The 24861-nt window shown below is 67.8% G+C and carries 23 protein-coding genes; 7 read left to right on the top strand and 16 right to left on the bottom strand.

Annotated features, from left to right (window positions below):
* On the bottom strand, window positions 1-1290 hold the full coding sequence (gene hflX / locus FFS08_RS06845) for a GTPase HflX (RefSeq protein ID WP_137863574.1): 1290 nt from the start codon (window positions 1288-1290) through the stop codon (window positions 1-3).
* Between the two features lie 8 nt (window positions 1291-1298).
* Entirely contained in the window at window positions 1299-1784 is a 486-nt protein-coding gene (hfq, locus tag FFS08_RS06840) for an RNA chaperone Hfq (RefSeq protein WP_086129801.1), read from the bottom strand.
* Between the two features lie 305 nt (window positions 1785-2089).
* Here hfq and FFS08_RS06835 point away from each other — a divergent pair, with 305 nt between their 5' ends.
* A complete protein-coding gene (locus FFS08_RS06835; RefSeq protein WP_137863575.1) occupies window positions 2090-2407 on the top strand; it encodes a DMT family transporter in 318 nt (105 codons plus the stop codon).
* A gap of 4 nt (window positions 2408-2411) precedes the next feature.
* Here the strand turns inward: FFS08_RS06835 and ntrX are convergent, their stop codons facing one another.
* From ntrX to dusB, 5 genes are read right to left on the bottom strand one after another with little or no spacing between them, the layout of a single operon-like run.
* Window positions 2412-3791 (bottom strand): nitrogen assimilation response regulator NtrX, encoded by a 1380-nt coding sequence (gene ntrX / locus FFS08_RS06830; protein ID WP_137863576.1) that lies wholly within the window; start codon window positions 3789-3791, stop codon window positions 2412-2414.
* Window positions 3788-6043: a sensor histidine kinase NtrY-like gene (locus tag FFS08_RS06825; RefSeq protein ID WP_137863577.1), complete on the bottom strand. Its 2256-nt coding sequence runs from the start codon at window positions 6041-6043 to the stop codon at window positions 3788-3790. The genes ntrX and FFS08_RS06825 overlap by 4 nt, the downstream gene beginning before the upstream one ends.
* 60 nt (window positions 6044-6103) lie before the next feature.
* Window positions 6104-7549, bottom strand: a complete 1446-nt coding sequence (ntrC, locus tag FFS08_RS06820) for a nitrogen regulation protein NR(I) (protein WP_137863578.1) — start codon at window positions 7547-7549, stop codon at window positions 6104-6106.
* Entirely contained in the window at window positions 7546-8643 is a 1098-nt protein-coding gene (locus FFS08_RS06815) for a two-component system sensor histidine kinase NtrB (protein ID WP_137863579.1), read from the bottom strand. The genes ntrC and FFS08_RS06815 overlap by 4 nt, the downstream gene beginning before the upstream one ends.
* On the bottom strand, window positions 8619-9617 hold the full coding sequence (gene dusB, locus FFS08_RS06810; protein WP_137863580.1) for a tRNA dihydrouridine synthase DusB: 999 nt from the start codon (window positions 9615-9617) through the stop codon (window positions 8619-8621). The genes FFS08_RS06815 and dusB overlap by 25 nt, the downstream gene beginning before the upstream one ends.
* Before the next feature lie 416 nt (window positions 9618-10033).
* Here dusB and FFS08_RS06805 point away from each other — a divergent pair, with 416 nt between their 5' ends.
* Together FFS08_RS06805 and FFS08_RS06800 are read left to right on the top strand one after the other, a co-directional pair.
* Window positions 10034-11161: a bifunctional 2-C-methyl-D-erythritol 4-phosphate cytidylyltransferase/2-C-methyl-D-erythritol 2,4-cyclodiphosphate synthase gene (locus FFS08_RS06805; RefSeq protein WP_137863581.1), complete on the top strand. Its 1128-nt coding sequence runs from the start codon at window positions 10034-10036 to the stop codon at window positions 11159-11161.
* 112 nt (window positions 11162-11273) lie between these two features.
* On the top strand, window positions 11274-11819 hold the full coding sequence (locus FFS08_RS06800; RefSeq protein WP_137863582.1) for a CinA family protein: 546 nt from the start codon (window positions 11274-11276) through the stop codon (window positions 11817-11819).
* On the opposite strand, the gene FFS08_RS06795 is transcribed toward FFS08_RS06800, so the two are convergent.
* Together FFS08_RS06795 and lipA are read right to left on the bottom strand one after the other, a co-directional pair.
* Entirely contained in the window at window positions 11735-12241 is a 507-nt protein-coding gene (locus tag FFS08_RS06795; RefSeq protein WP_137863583.1) for a type II toxin-antitoxin system RatA family toxin, read from the bottom strand. The genes FFS08_RS06800 and FFS08_RS06795 overlap by 85 nt on opposite strands.
* Window positions 12242-12383: 142 nt before the next feature.
* Window positions 12384-13322, bottom strand: a complete 939-nt coding sequence (gene lipA, locus FFS08_RS06790; RefSeq protein ID WP_137863584.1) for a lipoyl synthase — start codon at window positions 13320-13322, stop codon at window positions 12384-12386.
* Between the two features lie 113 nt (window positions 13323-13435).
* Between lipA and FFS08_RS06785 the strand changes: the two genes are divergently transcribed.
* Entirely contained in the window at window positions 13436-14065 is a 630-nt protein-coding gene (locus FFS08_RS06785) for a carbonic anhydrase (protein WP_137863585.1), read from the top strand.
* Window positions 14066-14081: 16 nt separating this feature from the next.
* On the opposite strand, the gene FFS08_RS06780 is transcribed toward FFS08_RS06785, so the two are convergent.
* The 7 genes from FFS08_RS06780 to aspS form a co-directional block, all read right to left on the bottom strand.
* On the bottom strand, window positions 14082-15119 hold the full coding sequence (locus FFS08_RS06780) for a S41 family peptidase (RefSeq protein ID WP_171012500.1): 1038 nt from the start codon (window positions 15117-15119) through the stop codon (window positions 14082-14084).
* A 117-nt stretch (window positions 15120-15236) separates the two neighbouring features.
* Window positions 15237-16010, bottom strand: a complete 774-nt coding sequence (locus FFS08_RS06775) for a polyphosphate kinase 2 family protein (protein ID WP_137863587.1) — start codon at window positions 16008-16010, stop codon at window positions 15237-15239.
* A gap of 83 nt (window positions 16011-16093) precedes the next feature.
* On the bottom strand, window positions 16094-16594 hold the full coding sequence (locus tag FFS08_RS06770; RefSeq protein WP_137863588.1) for a hypothetical protein: 501 nt from the start codon (window positions 16592-16594) through the stop codon (window positions 16094-16096).
* A gap of 2 nt (window positions 16595-16596) precedes the next feature.
* The gene (locus FFS08_RS06765) at window positions 16597-17970 is read right to left on the bottom strand and encodes a serine hydrolase domain-containing protein (RefSeq protein WP_137863589.1); all 1374 of its coding nucleotides are present in this window, start codon (window positions 17968-17970) and stop codon (window positions 16597-16599) included.
* Window positions 17971-18053: 83 nt separating this feature from the next.
* Window positions 18054-19070 carry a 2-hydroxyacid dehydrogenase gene (locus FFS08_RS06760; protein WP_137863590.1) on the bottom strand — a complete coding sequence of 339 codons (1017 nt, stop codon included), beginning with the start codon at window positions 19068-19070 and terminating at the stop codon, window positions 18054-18056.
* 240 nt (window positions 19071-19310) lie between these two features.
* Window positions 19311-20702 carry an L-serine ammonia-lyase gene (locus FFS08_RS06755; RefSeq protein WP_137863591.1) on the bottom strand — a complete coding sequence of 464 codons (1392 nt, stop codon included), beginning with the start codon at window positions 20700-20702 and terminating at the stop codon, window positions 19311-19313.
* A gap of 217 nt (window positions 20703-20919) precedes the next feature.
* Window positions 20920-22758 carry an aspartate--tRNA ligase gene (gene aspS / locus FFS08_RS06750; RefSeq protein WP_137863592.1) on the bottom strand — a complete coding sequence of 613 codons (1839 nt, stop codon included), beginning with the start codon at window positions 22756-22758 and terminating at the stop codon, window positions 20920-20922.
* A gap of 174 nt (window positions 22759-22932) precedes the next feature.
* On the opposite strand from aspS, the gene rnd reads away from it, so the two are divergent.
* From rnd to FFS08_RS06735, 3 genes are all read left to right on the top strand, one after another.
* Window positions 22933-24111 carry a ribonuclease D gene (gene rnd, locus FFS08_RS06745; RefSeq protein ID WP_137863593.1) on the top strand — a complete coding sequence of 393 codons (1179 nt, stop codon included), beginning with the start codon at window positions 22933-22935 and terminating at the stop codon, window positions 24109-24111.
* On the top strand, window positions 24108-24395 hold the full coding sequence (locus FFS08_RS06740; RefSeq protein ID WP_249341160.1) for an I78 family peptidase inhibitor: 288 nt from the start codon (window positions 24108-24110) through the stop codon (window positions 24393-24395). The genes rnd and FFS08_RS06740 overlap by 4 nt, the downstream gene beginning before the upstream one ends.
* A 71-nt stretch (window positions 24396-24466) precedes the next feature.
* Entirely contained in the window at window positions 24467-24751 is a 285-nt protein-coding gene (locus tag FFS08_RS06735; RefSeq protein WP_137863594.1) for an I78 family peptidase inhibitor, read from the top strand.
* Window positions 24752-24861: the final 110 nt, after the last annotated feature.

The following is a 24861-nucleotide window of genomic DNA, read 5'->3' as shown; positions in this document are numbered from 1 at the left end:
TCAGCCCCGGGTCAGGAACCGCTCATAATCCCGCGGGGCCATGCGGACCTCATAGACCGCACGTTCCCCGTCCATCCCCTGCTCGAGCACTTCGCCGTGCTGGTGGAGCCAAGCGGCGGCGGCACCGTCGGCCGGGTCCAGGTGGAGCGTGTAGCGGCGGTGCCCCTGCGTGAGTCGCGCCGCGACAGCCTGAATCAGCGCGTCAACGCCCTCCCCGGTCACCGCCGAGACCGGCATCACGTCGTCGCGTCTCGCCGCCTCGGCCAGCAGTGCGTCGCGTGCCTCCCCGGCGAGGAGATCGATCTTGTTCCAGGCTTCGAAGCGCGGTGTCGTCTCGGCAACGCCGATCTCGGCCAGCACCTGCTCGACATCGTCCTTCTGCGCCTCGCTGTCCGGGTGCGCGATGTCGCGGACATGGATCAGCAGGTCGGCCGAGATAACCTCCTCGAGCGTCGCCTTGAACGCGGCGACGAGCTGGGTGGGCAGCTCCGAGACGAAACCCACCGTATCCGACAGGATCGCCTTGTCGATGCCGGGCAGCGAGACCTGGCGCAGCGTTGGGTCGAGCGTGGCGAAGAGCAGGTTCTCCGCCATGACGTCACTTCCAGTCAAGCGATTGAAAAGCGTCGACTTTCCAGCGTTGGTATAGCCGACCAGCGCAATTACCGGCCAGGGCGCGCGCTGGCGCCGGTCGCGATGGAGGCTGCGGGTGCGGCTGACCGAATCGAGCTCGCGGCGCAGGCGCGCCATGCGATCGCGGATCAACCGGCGATCCGCCTCGATCTGGGTCTCGCCCGGGCCGCCGAGAAAGCCGAAACCGCCCCGCTGGCGCTCGAGGTGGGTCCAGCTGCGGACCAGCCTGCCGGCCTGGTAATCGAGATGCGCCAGCTCGACCTGGAGCCGGCCCTCGGCGGTGCGCGCGCGTTCGCCGAAGATCTCGAGGATCAGGCCGGTGCGGTCGATCACCTTGCACTTCAGCGCAGTCTCGAGGTTACGCTGCTGCACCGGCGTGAGGCTCGCATCGAACACGGCCAGCTGCAGCTCGCGGTCGCGCACCGTCTCGGCCAGGGCTTCCACCTGACCCGAACCGATCAGCGTGCCCGGCTTGGGCGCGCGGATGCGCAGCGGCACCCGCTCGACCACGTCGACGCCGATCGCCGCCGCGAGACCGGCAGTCTCCTCCAGGCGCGCATCCGCATCGCGCGAGCTGCCGCCAAGGTCCGGATAGACCACGACTGCTCGCGCGCCCCGCGTGAATTCGTCGGCGTCACGCTCGAAACCGGTGCTCATGCGTTCGCTCAGTCGTCGCTATTCTGTTCCTCGGCGAGGTTCAGCGGGTGGGCCGGCTGGATCGTCGAGACAGCATGCTTGTAGACCAGCTGGGCCATGCCCTCGCGCTGGAGCAGCATGCAGAACAGGTCAAAGGCCGCGATCTGGCCCTGGAGCATCACGCCATTGACCAGGAACATCGTGACATTTTCCTGCTGGCGGCGGACCGCGTTCAGGAAAATCTCCTGCAATACCGGGTTCTTGGACTGGAACTCTCCCACCGCTTCGAGGAGCGGGGCAAGGTCAACCGGGCCCGAGGGCATGATCGTGGAGATCGCGTGCTTGTAGATGAGCTGCGACTGGCCGTCGCGGCGGAGCAGCACCGAAAAATTGTCAAACCAAGTGACGATGCCCTGGAGCTTGACGCCCTTGACGAGGAACATCGTGACCGGTGTCTTCGACCGGCGCAGCGAGTTGAGGAAGAGATCCTGAAGCGAAGTCTGCTTTTCGGCCATCGGTCGTGACTCTCATTCTTGGCGGGAGTTTCCCGCATGGGCGCCGTTCTCTGGCGTCGGAGCGCGCGCCCGTCCGGCGCGCAGCGCGGCCCTTTTAAGCTTTGGGGGACGAATGGTCCAGCGCAGCTTGCGACCATTCCTTCACTGCATGGGGAAATGGCTTGGCCAAATGCGCCGGCGCCTGCAATCGCGCATTGCAAGCAGGGCGGCGCCTTCCTAGATGCGCGGTGCGAGGCCACGTCCTCCCCCTCTTTCCGAGGGTAGAAGTCCGGGACGGCCCGGCCCTTGTCCGAAAAGGAGGGCCCGTGGCCTGGATTCTGTTGTTCTTCGCCGGCTTGCTCGAGATCGTCTGGGCGTTCGCCATGAAACAATCGCATGGTTTCACGCGGCTATGGCCCAGCGTGACGACCATCGGCGCGATGCTCGGAAGCTTCGGTCTGCTTGCGCTCGCCATGCGGAGCCTGCCGCTGGGCACGGCCTATATGGTCTGGACCGGCATCGGCGCGATCGGAGCCTTCGCGCTGGGCGTGCTGGTGCTCGGCGAGAGCGCAGGCGCATTGCGGCTCGCGGCAGCGGCGATGATCCTGGGCGGGCTGGTGCTGATGAAGCTCGCCTCGACCTAGGCGATCATTCCTCGCGACTGTCGGTGATGCCGAGCAGCTTCAGCTTCCGGTGCAGCGCCGAGCGTTCCATGCCGATGAAACTGGCGGTGCGCGAGATGTTGCCGGAGAAGCGGCGGATCTGGACGCGCAGATATTCGCGCTCGAAGCTCTCGCGCGCTTCCTTGAGCGGAGCGCCCATGATCGCGCTGGTGCCCATCCCGCCGCCATTGTCGGCCGGGCGCCCGAGCACTTCGGGAGGAAGCAGGTCGAGGTCGATCCGCCCGATCCGATCGCCCGGCGCGAGGATCACGGTGCGCTCGACCACGTTGCGCAGCTGGCGGACATTGCCGGGCCATTCGTAGCTCTGCAGCGCCACCATCGCATCGGGCGCGACCTCCGGCGTTGGCACGCGGCGTTCATTGGCATAATGCGCGACGAAATGCTCGACCAGGACGGGAATGTCCTCGCGCCGCTCGGTAAGCGGGGGGATCGAGACCGGCACCACGTTGAGGCGATAATAGAGATCCTCGCGGAAGCGCCCCTCGCTGATCTCGGTCATCAGATCGCGCGCCGTGGCGGAGACCACGCGGACATCCACCTTGACCACGCGGGTGCCGCCGACGCGCGTGAAGCTCTGGTCCGTCAGCACGCGCAGGATCCGGGCCTGGGTGGCGACTGGCATGTCGGCGATCTCGTCGAGGAACAGCGTGCCGCCATGCGCTTGTTCGAGCAGGCCGGTGCGGACCAGGTCGCCGCCCTCTTCCACGCCGAACAGCTCCTCCTCGACTCGTTCGGGCTGCATGCGCGCAGCGCTGACGATGACGAAGGGCGCGGCAGCGCGCTGGCTCCAGCCATGGAGCAGCCGGGCGGCGACTTCCTTGCCGGTGCCCGCGCTGCCGGTGATCAGCACGCGGCTGCCGGTGGAAGCGACCCGCTTCAACGTGGCGCGCACCGTGTTGATCGCGCCCGACTGGCCGGTCAGATCCTCCTCGCGGCCGATCGAGGCGCGCAGCGAGGCGACTTCGCGCTTGAGCCGCTCGGTCTCGGTGGCGCGCTCGACGAGGAACAGCAGGCGCTCGGCCTCGAACGGCTTTTCGATGAAGTCCGAGGCGCCGCGGCGGATCGCGGCGACGGCGGTGTCGAGATTGCCGTGCCCCGAGATCACCAGCACCGGGATCGATGGGTCGCGACGCTTGATCTCGTCGAGGATCTCGAGCCCGTCGAGTCGCGAGCCGTGCAGCCAGACGTCGAGCAGCACCAGGCTGGGTCGGCGCTCCGCGATCGCCTCCAGCGCCGCGTCGCTATCCGCCGCGCCACGCGTCGAATAGCCTTCGTCCTCGAGGACGCCGGCCACCAGTTCACGGATGTCGCGCTCATCGTCGACGACCAGGATATCAAGGCTCATGATCTGGAACTTCCACTACGCGTAAGCACTGCGGGGCGCGGCTCCTCGCCGCCCTCGCCTTCGGAGGTGCTCGCCATCTCGGCGAGCTGATCGGTATCGAAGCAGATCGTCACCAGCGTGCCGCCGCCGGAGCGGTCCGAAAAGGCGATGGTGCCGAAATGCTCCTCCACGATCTTCTTCACGATCGCGAGGCCGAGGCCGGTACCCCGGCTGCGCGTCGTCATATAGGGCTCGACGATCCGGTCGCGCTCGACCGGCAGGCCGATGCCGTTATCCGCCAGCGTCAGGACAAGCTTGCCCTCCGCTTCGGGATGGATCGTCATGACAACCTCGCCCTGGGAAAGCGAGACGCCTTCCTCGCGCGCCTCGATCGCCTCAACCGCGTTCTTGACGATATTGGTGAAGGCCTGGCCGATCTGGCGGCGATCGCAGATCAGGCCGGGCGCCGGATCGGGCGCATCCATCTCGAACCGGATCGTGGGATGCGCGACTTCGTGGAGGAACATCGCCTGGCGTGCGATGTCGAGCAGCGATTCCTGGCGGAACATCGGCTTGGGCATGCGCGCGAACGAGGAGAATTCATCGACCATGCGGCGCAGGTCGCCCACCTGGCGGACGATCGTGTCGGTCAGCTGGGCGAAGGTCCCGTCCTCGGGCTCGATCTTCTTGCCATAGCGGCGCTTGAGGCGCTCGGCGGCGAGCTGGATCGGGGTGAGCGGGTTCTTGATCTCGTGCGCGATGCGGCGCGCGACGTCCGACCATGCGGCGCGGCGCTGGTCGTTGAGCTGCTGGGTGATGTCGTCGAAGGTGAGCACCCGCCCGGCTTCGTCGCTGGTGACCTTCACTGCGAGCGTGCGGGCATCGCCGCCGGTGCCGAGCTGGATCACTGCCTCGCGGTCGCCGGTATCGAGCAGCGCGTCGAGCTCGGGCGCCAGTTCGCGGAGCGGATGACCGACCAGCTCCTGCTCGCCCGGATGCAGCAGCTCGATCGCCGATTCGTTGATCAGGCGCACATTGCGCTGGGCGTCGATCGAGACGACGCCCGCCGATACGCCCGACATCACCGCTTCGATCAGCATACGGCGGCTCTCGAGCTGGGCGTTGGCGGTCCGCAGCTCGCCGGTCTGGTGCTCGAGCCGCTCGGTCATGCCGTTGAAGGCGTTGCCGAGCGTGCTGATCTCATCGTCGGTCTGCGGAATGTCGACACGCGCGGTCAGGTCGCCCCCGGCAACCTGCCGGGCCGCGATGACGAGCTGCTCCACCGGCTTGACCAGGCGATCGGCGACGGCGAGTGCGATCCAGGTCGCGATGCTGACGATCAGCAGCGCCACGCCGAACAGGACCGCGTTGAACTGCAGCTGGAGCGAGCGGGAACGCGCCTGCAGGGCATTGAATTCGGCGACGATCCGGTCGGCGCCCGAATTCTGGCGGTTCATGAATCCCACGTTCACGCTGTTGGCGACGTAGAGGAAGATGTTCCGCGACCGATCGAGCGGGGTCACCACCCACTGTTTCTCGGCGTCGAAATTCGTATAGCTCTGCTCGTCGCGCAGAAGGTTCAGCACCTGCCCGGAAACCCGGGCGGCGAAGACCTTCGCCGGGGGAGCTTCCCAGGTGTACATCGCCTCGACCTGCTTGCCGCCGACCACGCGGAACACGACTGCCTGGTCGAAGGAGCGATAATAGAGCTGCTCCAGCAGCTTGCGCTGGAAGGCGGGGGAATTCGCCGGGATCTTCGGGAACAGCTCGGTCAGGTCGTCGACCATGGTCCGTGCTTCGGTCGCCCAGCGCTGGGCGACCAGGCCCCGGCCTTCCTTGGCGAGATCCGTGGTCGCGTCGAACGCCCCCCGCGCGCGCTCCGACCCCCAGAGCTGCACGCCGGATTGGAACATCACCGATGCCGCGATCACGGTCAGCACGATCGGGATGCTCGCCATCAGCGTGAACACCGCGACGAGGCGAACATGGAGGCGCCCGCCGCCGGCCAGCGCGGACTTGGCGGCGCGGTGGATGGCGATGCGCCGGCCGATCAGCACGATCAGCGCGACATAGGGCAGCAGGTTCGCCAGCAGCAGCGACGCGGCGACGCCGGGATTGAACACCTGATGCGCGAAATTGCGGACGAACAGGAAGGTCATGACCGGCGTCGCCACGGCCAGCGTCACCACCACCATCTCCAGCAGCCGGATAGGCGCTAGCCGCCGCTTCTGCAGCGGCGCCTCGGTCAGGGGCTCGGTGGTAACGGCATCCATCGTCGCCAAGCTAGATCGAGATTGTGGCAAAAAGAACACATAATATTGCTCGGCCTGTCGCTATTCGGCACCATCCGGGCGGCTGGGGCCGAGATCGATGCCCAGCGTGTCGAGCCGCTTCCGCAGCGTGTTGCGGTTGATCCCCAGCGCGCGGGCGGCGCGGAGCTGGTTGCCGCCGTGGCGCGTCAGCACCGCCTCGATCAGCGGACGTTCCACCTCGCCGATGATCCGGTCGTAGAGCGTGCCGTTGTCGAGGGTGCGGGGCTCTTCGATCGCGATGCGCTCCAGCCGCGCGCGGACCGCGGCGTCGATGCCTTCGTCGCGCGTCCCGGCCGCCGGAGCCGCCCCCGCTTCGCCCAGGGCGCGGCGCAGCGCTTCGCCGTCGATCACTTCGTCACGGCTGAGCGCGGCGATACGGCGCATCAGATTTTCGAGCTGGCGGACATTGCCGGGCCAGTCATAGCCTTCGAGCACCGCCACAGCATCGGCAGCGAGGCGCTTGCGCGGCAGGCCGTCCTCGGCGGCGCGGTCGAGGAAATGGCCCGCGAGCAACGGCACGTCGGCGCGACGCTCGCGCAGGGACGGCAGCGCCACCGGGACCACGTTCAGGCGGTAGAACAGATCCTCGCGAAACTGCCCGGCCTGGACGAGCGCCGCCAGGTCCTTGTTGGTGGCGGCGACGATGCGCACGTCCGCCTTGATCGGGCGCGCGCCGCCGACGGTGGTGAACTCGCCCTGCTGGAGTACCCGGAGCAGGCGCGTCTGCGCCTCCATCGGCATGTCGCCGATCTCGTCGAGGAACAAGGTCCCCCCCGCCGCCTGCTCGAACTTGCCGGCGACGCGGGCCTGGGCGCCGGTGAAGGCGCCGCGCTCATGGCCGAACAGCTCGGCCTCGATCAGTTCGCGCGGGATCGCGGCCATGTTGAGCGCCACGAACGGCGCGCGGCGGCGTGGGCCCATGTCGTGGATCGCCTTGGCGACCAGCTCCTTGCCGGTGCCCGATTCGCCCGAGATCAGCACGGTGAGATCATTGGCAACGACGCGGGCGATGACCCGGTACACTTCCTGCATCGCCGGCGAGCGGCCGATCAGCGAGGGGCCGCCGTCCATCTCCGCCTCGGGCAACTCGGCGGGAGCGTGGCGACCGCGGGCGATGGCGCTGCGCACTGCCTGGCCGAGCACGTCGAGGTCGAAGGGCTTGGGGAGGTAGTCGAAGGCGCCGACTTCGGTGGCGCGCACCGCCGTCGCCAGGGTGTTGCGGGCGGAGAACACGATCACCGGCAGCGCGGGATGCTCGGCGGTGAGCCTGGCCACTTCGTCGAGCCCGTTGCCGTCGGGCAGCACCACGTCGGTGACCAGCACGTCGGGCAAGGCGGCGCCGATCGCACGGCGCAGCTCGGCCAGGCTCGCCGCCGTCGTGACGGCATGGCCCTCGCGGCGCAGCGCCGCGGCCACCACGGTGCGGATCGCGCTGTCGTCGTCGACGACCAGGACCGTGCCGGTCATGCCCTGGCCCTTGGCAGCAGGATGCGGAAGACGGTCATCTCCGGCGCGCGCTCCCGGGCATATTGGACGATGCCGCCCATGTCGCGGACCAGCTTCTCGACCAGTGGCAGGCCGAGCCCCTTCCCCTCCGGCTTGCCCGAGACGAAGGGCTCGAACAGATGCTCGGCAATATCCTCGGGCGCGCCGGGGCCGTTGTCCATGACGAGGATCTCGATCGGGAGCGGCTGGCGCGGGCGGCCGCTGCCGGTGCTGACCGACATGCCGTGGCGATAGGCCGTCGACAGCACGATCCGCGGCTGGGCGAGCCCGGCCAGCGCCTCGGCGGCATTCTTGAGCAGGTTCATCATCACTTGCTGGAAAGCGTCCGGATCGATCAGCACCGGCGGCAGCGAGGGATCGAAGCGCTCCTCGATCACCATGCCGCGCGCGAAGCCCGCCAGCGCGACGCGGCGGGCATGATCGAGCAGCGGATAGACGTTGGTCGGCACCAGCTTGAGCGGCCGCGTGTCGGTGAAGTCCTGCATCCGGTCGATCAGCGCGGCGATGCGGTCGACCTCGGTGGTGATCAGCCCGGTGAGCTCGCGATCCTCGCCCGAGCTGGCCAGCAGCTGGGCTGCGCCGCGGATGCCCGACAAGGGGTTCTTGATCTCGTGCGCCAGCATCGCCGCCGCGCCCACCGCGGCGCGGGCGCCGGCGGTGCGGTCCGCGCCCTGGGCCACCCGGCGCGACTGGGGAGCGTGGTGGAGCGTGACGATCCGCCAGCCGGGATGATCGGCGACATGGTTCTCGACAAAGTCCACCCGGATGCGCGGTCCGCGGATCGCCTCGATCTCGGTATCGAAGGCCGCGAAACCATGCCCGTCGCGGCGCTCGACATAGCCGTCGGGCGGGCTCAGCACCGCGTCATAGGGCTGGCCGATCATCGTCGTCTCGGCATGGTTGAGCATCGCCTCGCACGCCGCATTGGCATGGGCGATGCGGCCGTCGGGGTCGATGACCAGCACGGCGACCGGCAGGGCGGCGAAGGTCTCGGCGAAATTCGGCCCCAGGGCCGGTGCCGGACGCCGCCTCAAGCCGCCGCGCGGGAACGCCACGGCGCGTAGAATTCGTCGAGCATCGCCAGCACCGTCTTGGCATCGGCTATCTGGTTGACCTTGTTGCGGAATTCCGCCGAGCCCGGCAGGCCCTTGGTGTACCAGCCCAGGTGCTTGCGCATCATGTTGACGCCGGTCATCTCACCATAATGTTCGAGAGACTCAACGTAATGCTCTATGATTACGCGATATTGTTCGTCCACACTCGGATCGGCGCGCTCGCCCTTGCCGGTCAGCGCGTCCATCACCTGGCGCAGGATCCAGGGCTTGCCATAGGCACCGCGCCCGATCATCAGCCCGTCTGCCCCCGATTGGCGCAGCGCCTCGCGGGCGCCCTCGACCGAGCAGATGTCGCCATTGACGATCACCGGGATCGACACCGCGTCCTTGACCGTGCGGACGAAAGACCAGTCGGCCGAGCCGCGATACATCTGGTTCCGGGTGCGGCCATGAACCGTGACCAGCCTGCACCCCAGATCCTCGGCGATGCGGGCCAGCTCGGGCGCGTTGAGGCTATCATGGCACCAGCCCATGCGCATCTTGAGCGTGACCGGCACCTTCACGGCCCTGACGCAGGCATCGACGATCGCGGCGGCATGCTTCAGGTCACGCATCAGCGCCGAGCCGGCATCGCCATTGGTCACCTTGCGGACCGGGCAGCCCATGTTGATGTCGATGATCGCGGCGCCGCGATCCTCGTTGAGCTTGGCGGCCTCGGCCATTTCGGGGGGCGAGCAGCCGACGAGCTGCATCGACACCGGCTCCTCGATCGGATCCCAGGCAGCCTTCTGGATCGACTGGCGCGTATCGCGGATGGCGGCGGCGCTGGCGATCATCTCGGTGACGTTGAGCCCCGAGCCGTAGCGGCGCACCGCACGGCGGAACGGCAGATCGGTCACGCCGGTCATCGGCGCGAGGATCACCGGCGCTTCGACCATGACCGGGCCGATCTGGATGGGTGCGAGTTCGCTCATGATACTGCCTGAAAAATAGGCAGAGGCGCCTACAGCTGCAAGCGGCGATTGGCAAGAAGCAGAGCATTGCAGCTGCCGATGTTGACGAGGTTTGTGCGGGACCGATCCGCTCCCGGCAGTTTCGATCGGGCATTACCGGCTGGAATCCATCGGTTTTCCGCCGAGTCGATGTTCATTCCCGCGGAGGATCGGGCGCGGAAGTTCGCGGCTCCTCCATCCGGTTTGCGCGAACGCGTTGAGAATGCGCGCAAATGCCTGCGCGCGCTTCGATGGCTGGACAGTTCAAAGAGCGGGCCGGACGAAGCCGGCCAACGCCCAGGCTGTCAGTGGATCTCCAACATTGGAAGCCAGGCCATTTCCCGCCCGTGGCGGGCGTGGGGATGACGAAGCCGGGCACTTGCTCTAGGCCCGCGGCGATGAAGACCGCCGCCATCATCGTCGCCGCCGGGAACGGCACCCGGGCCGGAGGCAGCGTGCCCAAGCAGTTCGCCCCCCTCGCCGGCAAGCCGATGCTGGCGCACAGCTACGCCGCCATGACGTCACATCCCGCCATGGATGCGGTGCTGGTGGTGATCGGCGAAGGCCAGGAAGACGCGCTGCGCGCCGCCCTGGGCGAAGTGGACTTCGCCATCGGCGGGGCCACCCGGCGCGAAAGCGTCGCCAACGGGCTGGCGGCACTGGAGGGCGCGGATCGCGTACTGATCCACGATGCCGCCCGCCCGTTCCTGCCGCATGCAGTGATCGACCGGCTGCTGGCGGCGCTGGAAACGCATGACGGCGCGATTCCGGGGCTGCCGGTGGCGGACACGCTCGTCTCTGCGTCCGGAGCGTCCGTTCCGCGCGACGGGCTGGTGCGCGTACAGACGCCCCAGGCCTTCCGCTATGCCGCCATAGCGCGGGCCCATGCCGCCTGGCCCGGCGACCAGGAAGCGACCGACGATGCGCAGATGCTGCGCGCGCTGAGAATGGACGTTGCAATCGTGGAAGGCAGCTCGATGCTCGAGAAGATCACCCATCCCGCCGATTTCGCCGCGGCCGAGGCACGGCACGGCGGCGCGATGCGCGTGCGGACCGCCACAGGATATGACGTGCACCGCTTCGCCGAGGGCGAGGAGCTCTGGCTGGGCGGCGTGCTGGTGCCGCATGCCAGGGGGCTCTCGGGACATAGCGACGCCGATGTCGCGCTGCATGCGATCACCGATGCGCTGCTCGGCACCATCGGCGCGGGTGATATCGGCATGCATTTCCCGCCCAGCGACCCGCAGTGGCGCGGGCAGCGCTCGGCGAAGTTCCTCGAACATGCCGCCGCGCTGGTGGCCGCCACGGGCGGCGTGATCGACTTCGTCGACCTGACGATCATCTGCGAGGCGCCGAAGGTGGGCCCGCACCGCGAGGCGATCCGCGCGAGCATCGCCGGCATATTGGGGCTGCAACCGTCCGAAGTGAGCGTGAAGGCGACCACCACCGAGCGGCTGGGCTTCACCGGGCGCGGCGAAGGCATGGCCGCGCAGGCGATCGCCACGGTGCGGGTGCCGGTGCTCTGAAATTCCTCCCCGGGCAAGCCGGGGGAGAGATTGGACAGGTCGCCAAGCGTTCACACCCCCGTGAAGGAACTGACTCGCGTCGGCAACAATAGGGTGGCAAAGGCCCGCGCCTATGGACACGATTCTCCCGCCGGAGCTGGTTGCCGCCGCGCGCAAGGTGCTTGACGCCAATCGCGCCGCCGGCCGCCGCGTCGCCGTTGCCGAGAGCTGCACCGGCGGCCTCGTCTCCGCCGCGCTCACCGAGATCCCCGGCTCGTCCGACGTCTTCGACGCCGGCTTCGTCACATATTCGAACGAAGCCAAGCACGACGTGCTCAAGGTGGGCAGCGACGTGCTGGAGACGTTCGGCTCGGTCTCGATCGCCGTCGCATGGAGCATGGCGCGCGGCGCGCTGGAGCGCACCCATGCCGATGTCGCGGTGGCGATCACCGGCATTGCCGGCCCCGATGGCGGCAGCGAGAAGAAGCCGGTGGGCACGGTGGTGTTCGCCCAGGCGGTGCGCGGAGCCGATCCCGATCACATCGTCGCCGATGCGCGCCATTTCGAGAATAACGGCCGCGCCGGCGTGCGGCTTCAGGCGGCGCTGTGCGCGCTCGAGCTGCTGATGCCGGGGGCCTCGGCGCCGGAGGCTGACGAAGCCGACGTCGAATCGCCATAGAGCCGCGCGGCGCGCTCCTCGAACGCGTTGATCATCTTCCTGAGCGCACGGTCGAACATCTGGCCGGCGAGCATCTCGAACACGCGGTTCTTGAACGCGAAGTCCACCGAGAAATCGACCAGGCAGCCGCCCTGCCCATCCGGCCGGAAGCCCCAGTCGTTGCGAAGATGCTTGAGCGGGCCGTCGACATATTCGATGTGCAGCCCGCCGGGGCGCTGCTTCTCCACCTTGGAAGTGAAGGTCTCGCGCAGGCCCTTGAAGCCGACGATCATGTCCGCGACCATCTGGCTATCGCTGTTCGAGCGCACCCGGATCGCGCTGACCCAGGGCAGGAACTCGGGATAGCGCGCGACGTCCGCCACCAGATCGAACATCTGCTCCGGCGTATAGGGCAGCGGGCGGGTCTCGGAATGCTTGGGCATTGCTTCTCTTAGATCCTCCCCGGCACGGGGAGGTGGCGGCGCGTAGCGCTGGCGGAGGGGGGGCGCGACGAACGAATCGCTGGCGGATAACCCCCTCCACCACCAGCTTCGCTGGCGGTCCCCCTCCCCGTTCCGGGGAGGATCATCTTGCCCCCTTCGCCAGCTTCGCTTCGCGCGCAGCCTTCATTTCGGCGAAATCCTCGCCGGCATGATAGCTGGAGCGCGTGAGCGGCGACGAGGCGACCTGGAGAAAGCCCTTGGCCCGGCCGATCGCGCCATAGGCCTGGAAAGCCTGGGGCGTGACGAACTCCTCGACCTTGGCATGACGCGGAGTCGGCTGGAGATACTGGCCCATGGTCAGGAAATCGATGTCGGCCGAACGCATGTCGTCCATGACCTGATGGACCTCCAAGCGCTGCTCGCCCAGGCCCAGCATGATGCCCGACTTGGTGAAGATCGTCGGATCGAGCTTCTTCACTGTCTCCAGCAGGCGCAGCGACGCATAGTAGCGCGCGCCCGGGCGGATGTTCGGATAGAGCCTCGGCACCGTCTCGAGATTGTGGTTGTAGACGTCCGGCCGCGCGGCGACGATCGCCTCGACCGCGGCTTCGTGCTTGTTGCGGAAATCGGGCGTGAGGATCTCGATCGTGGTGGTCGGGTTCGCCTTGCGGATTTCCTCGATCACCTTGACGAACTGCGAGGCGCCGCCGTCCGGCAGGTCGTCGCGGTCGACCGAGGTGATGACGATATGCTCCAGGCCCATCTGCGCAGCGGCCTCGGCCACGTGCTGCGGCTCCAGCGGGTCGACCTTGCGCGGCATGCCGGTCTTGACGTTGCAGAAGCGGCAGGCGCGGGTGCAGACATCGCCCAGGATCATCACCGTGGCGTGCTTCTTGGTCCAGCATTCGCCGATGTTCGGGCAGGCCGCTTCCTCGCACACCGTGACGAGGTTCTTGGCGCGCATCAGCGCCCGCGTCTTGGCGAAGCCTTCCGAAGTGGGCGCCTTCACGCGGATCCAGTCGGGCTTGCGTTGACGCTCAGGGCGAGGCTGCGGCGAGAGATCGTTCATGACAGGCCAGATAGAGCGGGTGGGCCGGCGATTCCAGCCCCGGTTGCACTTTCGTCAATCGAAGCCGCGAGCAACAGTTCGATACAAACTTGGCAGGCCGGACGCCGGGCGTTACGGCATCGGCCATGACCGATTTCACCGACCTGCTCGACGGCTATCAGCGTTTCCGGACCAGCGAATATCGCCGCCACCGCGACCGATGGTCGGGCCTGAGCGAAGGCCAGAGCCCGCGGGTGATGGTGATCGCCTGCTCGGACAGCCGAGTCGATCCCGCCCAGATCTTCGACACCGTGCCGGGCGAGATCTTCGTGGTGCGCAATGTCGCCAACCTGGTGCCGCCCTTCGAGGACGATGCCAGCCGGCACGGCGTCTCCGCCGCGCTGGAATTCGCGGTGAACCAGCTCGAAGTGCCCGAGATACTGGTGCTGGGCCACGGCGCGTGCGGCGGCGTGGCGGCGGCCTTGTCGCAGCGCTTCAAGGGCGCACCGAACGGCCAGGGCGGGTTCATCGCCCACTGGGTCGACATGCTCGATCCGGCACGCGAGCGGATCGTCGCCGAGCACGGCACCGGCCCCGAGGCAGTGCGCGCGCTGGAGCTGGAGACGGTGCGGGTGTCGCTGGTGAACCTGCTGACCTTCCCGTTCGTCGCCGAGCGGGTGGCATCGGGCAAGCTCGCGCTCCACGGGGCCTATTTCGCCATTGCCGATGGCGTGCTGCACGTGATGGGGGCGGACGGCGCGTTCGCGCCGGCCTAGCGTCCGTACCAGCGGCCTACAGGCCGGCGTCGGCGCGGAGCACGGCCTCGGGGTCGGCGATGGCGTCGGCGCGTTCCCTTTCGGACTTGGGCGTCGTGGCCAGCGGCCTCGCCACCGCGAGCGCGCGGCGATAGGCCTCGACCAGTGCGAGCTTCGGGTCGCTGGCAATATCGGGCTGGACGCCCTTCCCCTCCCAATTGCCATGAGTCGTCGGATGCTCGACGCGGCCATTGGGGACGAAAGCGCTCATGCCGGAACCCAGCTCGACGTTGCGATTCGCGGGATTGCCGCCGCCGCGGCTCGCCTCGCCGACCAGCGTGGCCCGGCGTGCCGCCTGAAGATCATATGCGAAGCCCTCGGCAGCCGAGAAAGTGCGCTTCGCCATGAGGACGAAGACCGGGCGATCGGCGTAGAGCGGGCCGCCGGCCGGCATGTCCGCCACGCGCTGCTCGACCACGAAGCTGCCATCGGGCTTGCGCCAGTGGATCTTCGCCATCGGGATCGGAGTGGCGGAGAGGTGGCCGAGCAGACGGGTATCGGTCGCGCCGCCGCCGCCGGTATTCTCGCGCAGGTCGATGATCAGCGCGCCACTGTCCTTCAGCATGTGCATTGCCTGATCGACCATGCGGGCCCCTTCGGCGTCGGCGGCGAAATAGCGCAGCTTGAGATAGCCGATATTGCCCGGCAGCCGCCGTACCGCCATCAGGCCATGCGCGAGGTGCCGCTCCAGCAGCGCCTCGTCCTCGGGGCTGCGCGCCGCCTGTTTGGGATCCATCGTATCGATCCGGATCTTCAGATGCTGGTCGTGCGCGTCGGCGAGCAGCAGGTTGACTTCCCGCACCAGCGCCTCGCGGTCACGGATCGCCGACAGGCGCTTGCGCTCCTTGCGGAGAAGCGCCTGCACCCGTGCCCCGGTCTGCGGATCGACATAGCCGTTCATCGACGCGATCAGCGCGTCCACGGCATGGGCGGCAGCGGGTCCAGACAAGTCGCCGGGTGCGGCCGCCGCCGGAACGGCGAGCAGCATCAGGCTGGCGATGACGAAGATACGCACGGATGAGTCTCCCGGATCACGATGTGAGTTGCCCACATAATACACAGGCACGGGGATGGCCATGCGCGCACGACGAAAGTCGACTTTTCCGACACGAGACCCGACGATTCCGGGCCGCTAGAGCCCCAGCGCCTTCCTCGCGACCTTCTCCACTTCGGGATCGAGCCGGGGCGGCTCCATCGGCACATGCGCCTCCAGCGCGTCGGCGATGGCGGTGAGCGCGGCGATCCGCGCCGCCTTCTTGTCGTTGCCGTCGATCACGATCCAGGGCGCGTGCTGCGTGCTGGTGCGCGCGAACATCTCGTGCATCGCTTCGAGATATTGCGGGCGCTTGGCGCGGTTGCGAAAGTCGTCGAGCCCGGTCTTCCAGCGCTTCCAGGGATGCTCCAGCCGGTCCTTCAGGCGCTTGTCCTGCGTCTCCTGCGTCACATGGACGAAGACCTTCACCAGCGTGGTACCCGCGGTGAGCTGTTGCGCCTCGAAATCGTTGATCTCGTCATAGCCGCGTTCCCATTCGGCCTTGCTGGCGAAACCCTCGACCCGCTCGACGAGGACGCGGCCATACCAGCTGCGGTCGAAGATCGCGATATTGTGCTGGGCGGGCAGCCGCCGCCAGAAGCGCCAGAGGAAGTGATGGGCGAGTTCCTCCTGGGTGGGCGCGGCGATCGGCCAGACCTCATAATAGCGCGGATCCCATTCGCCGGTGAGGCGCTGGATGATGCCGCCCTTCCCCGCTGCGTCCCAGCCCTCGAACGCAATGATCGCGCGGCGCCGATGGACGATGTGCGCATAATGGATGTGGCTCAGCCGCTTCTGGATCCTGGCGAGCGCCTTGTCATAGTCGCCGTCGAAATCCTTGCCGGCTTCGTAATCGTCCAGATCTATCTTCATGCCGCCTCCGTGCGCGCCCAACGCACGATCCGCCTTGTCGCTCCCGCTGGCAAGGGCGAACGCGCGCGTGCCGGCCGGCCGGATCAGTTCGGCTGGCTCGCCGTCGCTTCGGCCTGAAGCGCCCTGCGCTCCTCGGCCGACATCGGCGGGCCATAGGCGTCCTCGCCGCATTTGTCGTGCAGCGCCTGGGAAGCGGCGACCATCCGCTCGCTCAGGGCGATCTGGCGGTCCATCGACGCCTGCATGTCCTGGGGCATGCCGCGCATCCCGGCGCCCGCCGCGCGCGACACCAGCGAGCCGACCATGCCGGCCCCCGGGATCATCGAGAGCAGCCCGGCCGTGCGCATCGTGTCCTGCCGCGCCCGCAGCTTCTTCTGCATGTCATTGGCCTGTTTCGACATCGCGACGCCTTCGCGCTGGATATCGAGCTCGAGCTGGGAGACTTCGCTACGCAGCGCGGCGCAGGCGGGATCCTTCGCGGGCGGCGGCGGAGTCGCGGGCACCTCCTGCGCCGCGGCCAGCCCGGCATGGCTCAGCAGCAACGCAGCGGCGGCAAGGATCGAAGCGTGGGGATTTCGGGCCATGGTCAGTCGTCCGAGGGAGGATGGAGATCGGTGATCTTGCCCGCCGCATCGACCGCGAAGCGCCAGACCAACGCCTGGTTCCGAAAGGTGATGGCATAGCGGCGGACATGCTCGGCCTTGCCGGGCACGTCCTCGATCAGGCTGACCTGCTGCACCGGCCCCAGTGCGGCGAGCAGCGCCTGGCCGAAATCCTCCAGGAAGGGCACCGGACCCTGCATCGCGCCGGCGGCATAGCGGCTGCGGTCGAGCTTGCCGGCGGCAGCTTCCGCCAGCGCCGTGCGCATCAGCGCGGTGAGCGCGGGCTCGGCGTCGGCCAGCACCACGGGCGGGGGCGCCGGCGGGAGGTAGAAATCCGCGACGCGGCGGGCCAGCAAGGGATAGTAACGCTGCTGGTTGGTGAGCACGATCACCGTCAGCCCCTCCGCATCGGCATGGAGGATGTCGGCCAGCGCCGGCCCGCCGCTATGACCGACCACCTTGACGCCGTGCCAGGTACCGGCGGTCCATCCCACGCCGAATGCGGCCGGCTTGCCGTTCTTGAGCAAGGGCGGTGTCTGAAGCAGCTGCCGGCTCTCGGGCTTGAGCAGTTCGCCCCGGTCGAGCGCAGCGAACAGCGCCGCCAGATCGCGCGCCGAGCTGAACAGTCCGCCCGCCGCATAGCCGGTCTCGCCATAGAGGAACCCGCTGATCCGCTGCTCGCCGTCCTTCCAGGCATGGACGGTCGCGCGACGAGGCAGGGGCAGCGCCGAGCGGAACGGCCCCCATTGGCGCTCGTCGTTGAAGCCGGTGTCCATCAGGCCGAGCGGCAGGCAGATCTCGTCGCGGAAGATCGCGGCGATGCCCTTGCCTGCCGCCTGCTCCATCGCCGCGCGCAGCACGACGAAATCGGTGAAGCCGTAGCGCGTCTCGGTGCCCGGCGCATAGGCTAGCGGTGCCTTCTGCGCGGCGGCGACGGTTGCCGCCACGCTGTCGACATGCTCGCCCAGCCGGTCGGGCAGGCCGGAGCTGTGGCTGGCGAGCTGGAGGATGGTGATCCCGCGCCAGCTCGCCGGCGCCTCGGGGAAGAAGCGATCGAGCGTGTCGTCGAGGCGGAGCTTGCCGGCCTCGACCAGCCGCATCAGCGCGATGCCGGTGAAGATCTTGGTCGCCGACGCGGTCTGGAAGCGCGTCTCGGGTGTGACCGGGGCATCCCATTCGAGATTGGCGAGCCCATAGCTGCGCACCGTCTCGACCTTGCCCTTGTGCACCACCGCGACTGCGACGCCCGGGATATGCCCTGCTTCCATCTGGCTGCGCACATAGTCGTCGATCCCGTCGGCCCGCACGGGCATCGCCGCGACCATGGCCAGGGCGGCCACCATTCCCAACACGCGCATGATCACCCTCCCGGCACGAACGGTGCGGGGCTAGCCGGTGGCGCGGCGCTCCGGGAACGGCACTGCGACCAAAGCCGACATTCTCACTTCGAAGAGGCCATCCGCGCGGCATCAACCCGGTTTTCGAGCGGCCGGCCCGCCTCGGCATCGGCGGCGCTCCGCAGCGTGGTCTCGGCGATGGCGGCCAGCGCCTCTTCGGTCAGGAAGGCCTGGTGCCCGGTGATCAGCACGTTGGGAAAGGTGAGCAGCCGCTGGAACAGGTCGTCCGAGACGATCTCGCTCGACAGGTCCTCGAAGAACAGGTCGGCCTCCTGCTCGTACACGTCGAGCGCGACGGCACCGATCTTGCGGCGCTTGAGGCCCGTGATCAGCGCGGCGGTGTCGATCAGCGCGCCGCGGCTGGTGTTGACGATCATCAGCCCGTCGCGCGCCGCCTCGATCGCGGCTGCATCGATCAGATGCCGCGTGTCCGGAGTGAGCGGGCAATGGAGCGTGACGATCTCGGCCTCGCGCAGCAGCAGGTCGCGGGGGACATAGCGCACCCCGATCGCCTCCAGCTCGGGATCGGGGACAAGGTCGCTGGCCAGCACCGTGCAGCCAAAGCCCAGCCGCAGGCCGCGGGCGACCAGCGCCCCGATCTTGCCGGTGCCGACCACGCCGACGGTGCGGCCATGGAGATTGCGCCCGATCAGCCCTTCGAGCGCGAAATTATTGTCGCGCACCCGCGCCCAGGCACGCGGGATGCGGCGATCGACCGCCAGCATCATGCCGATGGTGAACTCGGCGACCGCGTGCGGCGAATAGGCGGGCACGCGCACCACCTCGATGCCGAGTCGCCGGGCCGCGGCGAGATCGACATTGTTGAACCCCGCGCAGCGCAGCGCGACCAGCTTCGTATCCTGGCTCGCCAGCGCCTCCAGCACTTCGGCATCGACCGTGTCGTTGACGAAGACGCATACTGCCCGATGCCCGGCCGCCAGCGATACGGTGGCGGGCTCGAGCCGGGGCTCGAGGAAGTGCAGGTCGTGGCCGAAGGCGGCGTTCGCCTCGGTCAGGAAGCGGCGATCATAGGGCTTGGTGTTGAAGACGGCGATACGCATGGCGGCACGATCCCCTGAGCGCACGCCGGTGGCAAGCGCGTCGTTGCACTTCCACCGTCATCCCCGCGCAGGCGGGGATCCAGGATAATGCGGGATATCGGCGCCACCGCGCGAACGCCATCCGGAGCGGGCAGCACTCCGCCACCTCGGCTCCGCACCTGGCCCTGGATCCCCGCCTGCGCGGGGATGACGATTGAAGAAATATGAGTCCCCAATCCAGAGGTGGCTCGTAAAGGCGGCTCAGCAGGCCACCACGTTCACCGCGAGGCCGCCCTGGGCAGTCTCCTTGTACTTGGAGCGCATGTCCTCGCCGGTCTGGCGCATGGTCTCGATCACGGCGTCGAGGCTGACGACATGGCTGCCGTCGCCGTGCATCGCCAGATAGGCGGCGTTGATCGCCTTGATCGCGCCCATGGTGTTGCGCTCGATGCAGGGAATCTGGACCAGCCCGCCGATCGGATCGCAGGTGAGGCCGAGATTATGCTCCATGCCGATCTCGGCGGCATTCTCGATCTGGGCGTTGGTGGCACCGAGCGCCGCCGCGAGGCCCGCCGCCGCCATCGAGCAGGCGACGCCCACCTCGCCCTGGCAGCCCATCTCGGCGGCAGAGATCGAGGCGCGCTTCTTGTAGAGGAAGCCGATCGCGGCCGTGGTGAGCAGGAAGGTGCGCGAGCCGGCCGGCGTCGGATTGGCGCAGAAGGTCTCGTAATAGCGCAGCACCGCGGGGATCACCCCCGCCGCCCCGTTGGTCGGCGCAGTGACGACGCGGCCGCCGGCGGCATTCTCCTCGTTCACCGCCAGCGCCCAGAGGCTCACCCAGTCGAAGACCAGCGAAGGATCGGTGCGCGGGCCACGCGCGATCAGGCGATTGTGCAGGTCGCGGGCGCGGCGCCTGACCTTGAGGCCGCCGGGCAGTTCCCCCTCCCCGCGCACGCCGCGATCGATACAGGCGGACATGGCGGCGCGCAGGCTGTCGAGAAAGGCATCCGTCTCGGCGTCGTCGCGCCAGGCAGCTTCGTTGGCGCGGACGATATCGGCGATCGAGGCACCCTGTGCTTCGGCCACGGCGAGCAGCTCGGCACCCGAAGTGAAGGCGAAGGGGAGCTTGACGTTGGTCTGGGGCGGCTCGCACCCGCCCTCCACGATCGCGCCGCCGCCGATCGAATAATAGAAGGTCTCCCAGGGTTCGCCCTCGGCATAATGGGCGACGAAGCGCATGCCGTTGGGATGCGAGGGCAGGAAATGGTCGTCGCGGAAGATCAGGTGGCGGCCATCGACAAAGGGCACCACCACATGGCCGCCGAGCGCGAGCTGCTCCTCTGCGCGGATCGTGTCGACGATGGTGTTCACCGCATCGGGATCGACGCTCTCGGGCTGGTAGCCGGCGAGGCCGAGGATCACCGCGATATCGGTGGCGTGGCCGCGCCCGGTGAGCGCGAGCGATCCGAACAGCTCGCAGGAAACGGCGGTCGGCGGGCCGCGATCGAGCGCCTGTTCGGCAAAGGACGCGGCGGCGCGCATCGGGCCGACGGTATGCGAGCTCGACGGGCCGATCCCGATGGTGAACAGGTCGGCGAGGCCAATGGTCGCCTCCGCCCGGGCGCGGGCCCGTGCGGTATTCTCGTCAGACATTCTCGCTCCTGCATCCCGGCTCTACCGGCCGGATTACCGATGTTGGTTGTAGTTTTATGTCTGTAGGTTGAAGTTTTATAACTTCAAAGGCCAATTCTCCCCCAAAAGGGGGGCACGCAAAGCGTGACGGGAGGGGAGCGCCGCAAGCGATGCGCCCGTGGCGAGCCCCTCCACCGCCGCTTCGCGGCGAGCCCCACGCGGGGGAGGATCTTCCAGCTCAACCCGCCGAAGGATCGACGATGCCGTCAGTGCCCTTCTTGGCCAGATCCGCCGCCACCTGCGGGGCGAGGCGGATGTTGAGCTCCTTGAGCTGCTTCTCGCTGACGAAGGACGGCGCCTGCATCATCAGGTCCTCGGCCTTCTGCGTCATCGGGAAGACGATGACTTCGCGGATGTTCGGCTCGTCGGCGAGCAGCATCACGATGCGGTCCACGCCCGGAGCCGAGCCGCCATGCGGCGGGGCGCCGAACTTGAAGGCGTTGATCATGCCCGCGAAGTTGGTGTCGACGTCCTGCTGGGTATAGCCGGCGATCTCGAACGCCTTGTACATGATCTCCGGACGATGGTTCCGGATCGCGCCCGAGGACAGCTCGATGCCGTTGCAGACGATGTCATACTGGTACGCCAGGATATCGAGCGGGTCCTTGGTCTCCAGCGCCTCCAGCTCGCCCTGCGGCATCGAGAAGGGGTTGTGGCTGAAATCGACCTTCTTGGCGTCCTCGTCATATTCGAACATCGGGAAATCGACGATCCAGCAGAATTCGAAGCGCTTCCTGTCGATCAGTTCGAGCTGTTCGGCGGCGCGGGTGCGCGCCAGGCCGGCCAGCTTGGCGGCCTGAGCTTCCTTGCCGGCGGCGAAGAAGATGCCGTCGTTCGGGCCGAGGCCCATGGCCTCCGCAATCGCCTTCATGCCCTCCTGGCCATGGTTGTTGGCGATCGGGCCGCCGAACACGCCGTCCTTCTGGGTGGCATAGCCGAGACCCGGGAAGCCTTCGCTCTGGGCCCAACTGTTCATGTCGTCGAAGAACTTGCGGCTCTTCTCATGCGTGTTCGGCGCCGGGACCGCGCGGACGACGTCGCCGCCCTCGACGATCGAGGCGAAGCGGCCGAAGCCCGAGCCCTTGAAGAACTCGCTGACGTCGGTGATCAGCAGCGGGTTGCGCAGGTCCGGCTTGTCGTTGCCGTATTTCAGCATCGATTCCCTGTACGGGATGCGCTTGAACGGCAGCGCCGAGACCGAGCGGCCCATGCCTTCCCAGTCGGCGAATTCCTCGAACACGCCGTGCAGCACCGGCTCGATCGCGGCGAACACGTCGTCCTGCGTCACATAGCTCATCTCGAAGTCGAGCTGGTAGAATTCGCCCGGCGAACGATCGGCGCGCGCATCCTCGTCGCGGAAACAGGGGGCGATCTGGAAATAGCGGTCGAAGCCGGCAACCATCAGCAGCTGCTTGAACATCTGCGGCGCCTGGGGGAGCGCGTAGAACTTGCCCGGGTGGACACGGCTCGGGACGAGATAGTCGCGGGCGCCTTCGGGGCTCGACGCGGTGAGGATCGGCGTCTGGAACTCGGTGAAGCCCTGGTCGATCATCCGGCGCCGCAGCGACGCGATGACGCTCGAGCGCAGCATGATGTTCTTGTGGACCTTCTCGCGGCGCAGGTCGAGGAAGCGGTAGCGGAGGCGGATGTCCTCCGGATATTCGTTGTCGCCGAAGACGGGGAGCGGCAGCTTCGCCGCCTGGGACTGGACGACCACCGCGGTGGGGAAGACTTCGATCTCGCCGGTGTCGAGCTTGGGATTGAGCGTCTCGGGCGCGCGCGCCGAGACCTTGCCGGTCACTGTGATCACCGACTCGGGGCCGGCATTGTCGACGATCGCGAAGAGGTCGGAGCTCGTCTCGATCACCACCTGGGTGATGCCGTAATGGTCACGCAGGTCGACGAACAGCACATTCGCATGCTCGCGGGTGCGGTGGATCCAGCCCGAAATACGGACTTCCTGGCCGACATCGGCGGCGCGGAGCTGGGCGCAGGTGTGCGTGCGATAGGCGTGCATTCTGGTCTTTCCCTTGCTCGTCACCCCAGCGAATACAGGGGTCCAGGGTCACTAGCGACGCCGCCTGGGGCTCTGGATCCCCGCCCGCGCGGGGATGACGAATAAATTAGCGTGGGCGCGCATTCCTTGCAGACCCCACTTTTGTCAACCCGAAGACCGGTCTATGGGCCTTGGATGCATATCCATGGTCTGATTGAAGACAGCGCGACTCTCGCCAACCTCTGCGCCCGCCTCGCCAACAAGCCCTATATCTGCGTGGACACCGAGTTCATGCGGGAAAACAGCTATTGGCCGGAACTCTGCCTGATCCAGATCGCCGACGACGAAGAGGCCGCCGCGATCGATCCGATGGCCCCGGGGATCGACCTCACGCCCCTGCTCGACCTCATGGTCGACAATGAAGAGGTGCTGAAGGTCTTCCACGCCGGCGGCCAGGACATCGAGATCGTCTACAATCTCACCGGCAAGACCCCCCACCCGCTGTTCGACACCCAGGTGGCGGCGATGGCGCTCGGCCTGGGCGAGCAGATCGGCTATTCGAACCTGGTCGACACGTATCTGGGCTTCCAGATCGACAAGGGCGCGCGTTTCACCGACTGGAGCCGCCGCCCGCTCGACAAGCGCCAGATCGACTATGCGATCGCCGACGTCACGCACCTCTCCAAGATCTTCCCGCGCATGCTGGAGAAGCTCAAGAAGACCGGGCGCGGCGCCTGGCTGGACCAGGAGATGGAGCGGCTCGCCGATCCCGAGAACTATCGCAACGATCCCGACGAATCCTGGCAGCGCGTGCGCGTCTCCAGCCGCAAGCCCGAGGTGCTGGGCCGGCTCAAGGCGCTCGCCCGCTGGCGCGAGCTCGAGGCGCAGGGCAAGGACCTGCCACGCGGCCGCATCGTCAAGGACGAGACGCTGGCCGACCTCGCCGGCAACCCGCCGCGCAAGCAGGGAGATCTGGGCAAGGTGCGCGGCCTTTCGGCAGCCTGGGCGGGCAATGACATCGGCGGACGGCTGATGGCGGCGCTGGAGAGCGCGACGCCCATGTCCTCCGACGAACTGCCGCCGCGCGACGACCGCAAGCCTTCGCTCGGCAAGGACGGGGCGCTGGTCGCGGACCTGCTCAAGCTGCTGCTCAAGATCCGCGCCAAGGAGATCAACGTCGCCCCGCGCCTGCTCGCGCGCTCGGACGACCTCGAATCGCTCGCCGCGGGGGTGCGCGACGGGCTCGCGATCCTCAACGGCTGGCGCTACGAGCAGTTCGGCCGCGACGCGCTGGCGCTGGTCGAGGGTCAGCTGGGGTTCACCGTGAAGAATGGTAAGCTCAAGATGACCCGGACCGAGGATCCCACGGAATGATACGCTTGGTGCTCCCTGCCGCCGCCTTGCTCGTCCTGGGCGCCTGCGCGCCGGAGACGCCGCCCCGGGCGATCCCCGGCGTGGAATGCAGCGCGGAGCGGCTGGGCGCGCTGACCGGCAAGCCGCGCGGTCAGGAAGCGGAAGCCGAGGCGCTGCGCCTCTCGGGCGCGAAGATCGTCCGCTGGCTCGAACCCGATGCCGTCGCCACGATGGACTTCCGGCCCGACCGGCTGAACCTTCACCTCGGCGCCGACGGGAAGATCAACTCCGCCCATTGCGGCTGAAACGCCTCTCCCCTTCGTTTCGCTGCCGGGATATAAGCGGCGCGGCCGGGGGGCGATCGAGGAGAGACCTGATGCGCGCTATCGGCATGATCGCGATGGCTCTGCTGCTTGCAGGCTGCATGGACGGCCATCCCACCCCGATGCCGGGGCCACGGATGTGCAACGCGGGCGCGGTGCAGGGCTTTGTCGGCGCGCAGATGTCGCCGCGGCTCCAGTCGCGGCTGCGCGCCCGCAGCGGGGCGTCGGCGGTGCGGGTGGTGCGCCCGGGCGAAGCGATGACGATGGACTATCGCCGCGACCGGCTGACCGTCGATGTCAACGAACGTGGCCGGATCACCGGGATGCGCTGCGTCTAGCGTAGGCCGAGGACTCATTCAGCGAACCCCGTCATCCCCGCGCAGGCGGGGATCCAGGGTAATACGGGATATCGGCGCCACCGAGCAAACGCCGTCCGGAGAGGGCGGGG

Source organism: Sphingomonas sp. 1F27F7B (assembly GCF_005503355.1).
In the GTDB taxonomy this organism is placed as follows: domain Bacteria; phylum Pseudomonadota; class Alphaproteobacteria; order Sphingomonadales; family Sphingomonadaceae; genus Sphingomonas.
The sequence above is the reverse complement of the archived record's forward strand: the minus strand, read 5'-3'. Positions and strand labels throughout refer to the sequence as shown.

Coding starts and splice junctions, on each gene's coding strand:
- FFS08_RS06800 (WP_137863582.1), top strand. CDS start 11,274: ATGGACACGATTCTCCCGCCGGAGCTGGTTGCCGCCGCGCGCAAGGTG.
- FFS08_RS06785 (WP_137863585.1), top strand. CDS start 13,436: ATGACCGATTTCACCGACCTGCTCGACGGCTATCAGCGTTTCCGGACC.
- FFS08_RS06795 (WP_137863583.1), bottom strand. CDS start 12,241: ATGCCCAAGCATTCCGAGACCCGCCCGCTGCCCTATACGCCGGAGCAG.
- ntrC (WP_137863578.1), bottom strand. CDS start 7,549: ATGACCGGCACGGTCCTGGTCGTCGACGACGACAGCGCGATCCGCACC.
- hflX (WP_137863574.1), bottom strand. CDS start 1,290: ATGAGCACCGGTTTCGAGCGTGACGCCGACGAATTCACGCGGGGCGCG.
- FFS08_RS06760 (WP_137863590.1), bottom strand. CDS start 19,070: ATGCGTATCGCCGTCTTCAACACCAAGCCCTATGATCGCCGCTTCCTG.
- FFS08_RS06765 (WP_137863589.1), bottom strand. CDS start 17,970: ATGCGCGTGTTGGGAATGGTGGCCGCCCTGGCCATGGTCGCGGCGATG.
- FFS08_RS06775 (WP_137863587.1), bottom strand. CDS start 16,010: ATGAAGATAGATCTGGACGATTACGAAGCCGGCAAGGATTTCGACGGC.
- ntrX (WP_137863576.1), bottom strand. CDS start 3,791: ATGAGCCTTGATATCCTGGTCGTCGACGATGAGCGCGACATCCGTGAA.
- aspS (WP_137863592.1), bottom strand. CDS start 22,758: ATGCACGCCTATCGCACGCACACCTGCGCCCAGCTCCGCGCCGCCGAT.
- FFS08_RS06735 (WP_137863594.1), top strand. CDS start 24,467: ATGCGCGCTATCGGCATGATCGCGATGGCTCTGCTGCTTGCAGGCTGC.
- FFS08_RS06740 (WP_249341160.1), top strand. CDS start 24,108: ATGATACGCTTGGTGCTCCCTGCCGCCGCCTTGCTCGTCCTGGGCGCC.
- FFS08_RS06755 (WP_137863591.1), bottom strand. CDS start 20,702: ATGTCTGACGAGAATACCGCACGGGCCCGCGCCCGGGCGGAGGCGACC.
- FFS08_RS06805 (WP_137863581.1), top strand. CDS start 10,034: ATGAAGACCGCCGCCATCATCGTCGCCGCCGGGAACGGCACCCGGGCC.
- rnd (WP_137863593.1), top strand. CDS start 22,933: ATGCATATCCATGGTCTGATTGAAGACAGCGCGACTCTCGCCAACCTC.
- FFS08_RS06770 (WP_137863588.1), bottom strand. CDS start 16,594: ATGGCCCGAAATCCCCACGCTTCGATCCTTGCCGCCGCTGCGTTGCTG.
- FFS08_RS06825 (WP_137863577.1), bottom strand. CDS start 6,043: ATGGATGCCGTTACCACCGAGCCCCTGACCGAGGCGCCGCTGCAGAAG.
- dusB (WP_137863580.1), bottom strand. CDS start 9,617: ATGAGCGAACTCGCACCCATCCAGATCGGCCCGGTCATGGTCGAAGCG.
- hfq (WP_086129801.1), bottom strand. CDS start 1,784: ATGGCCGAAAAGCAGACTTCGCTTCAGGATCTCTTCCTCAACTCGCTG.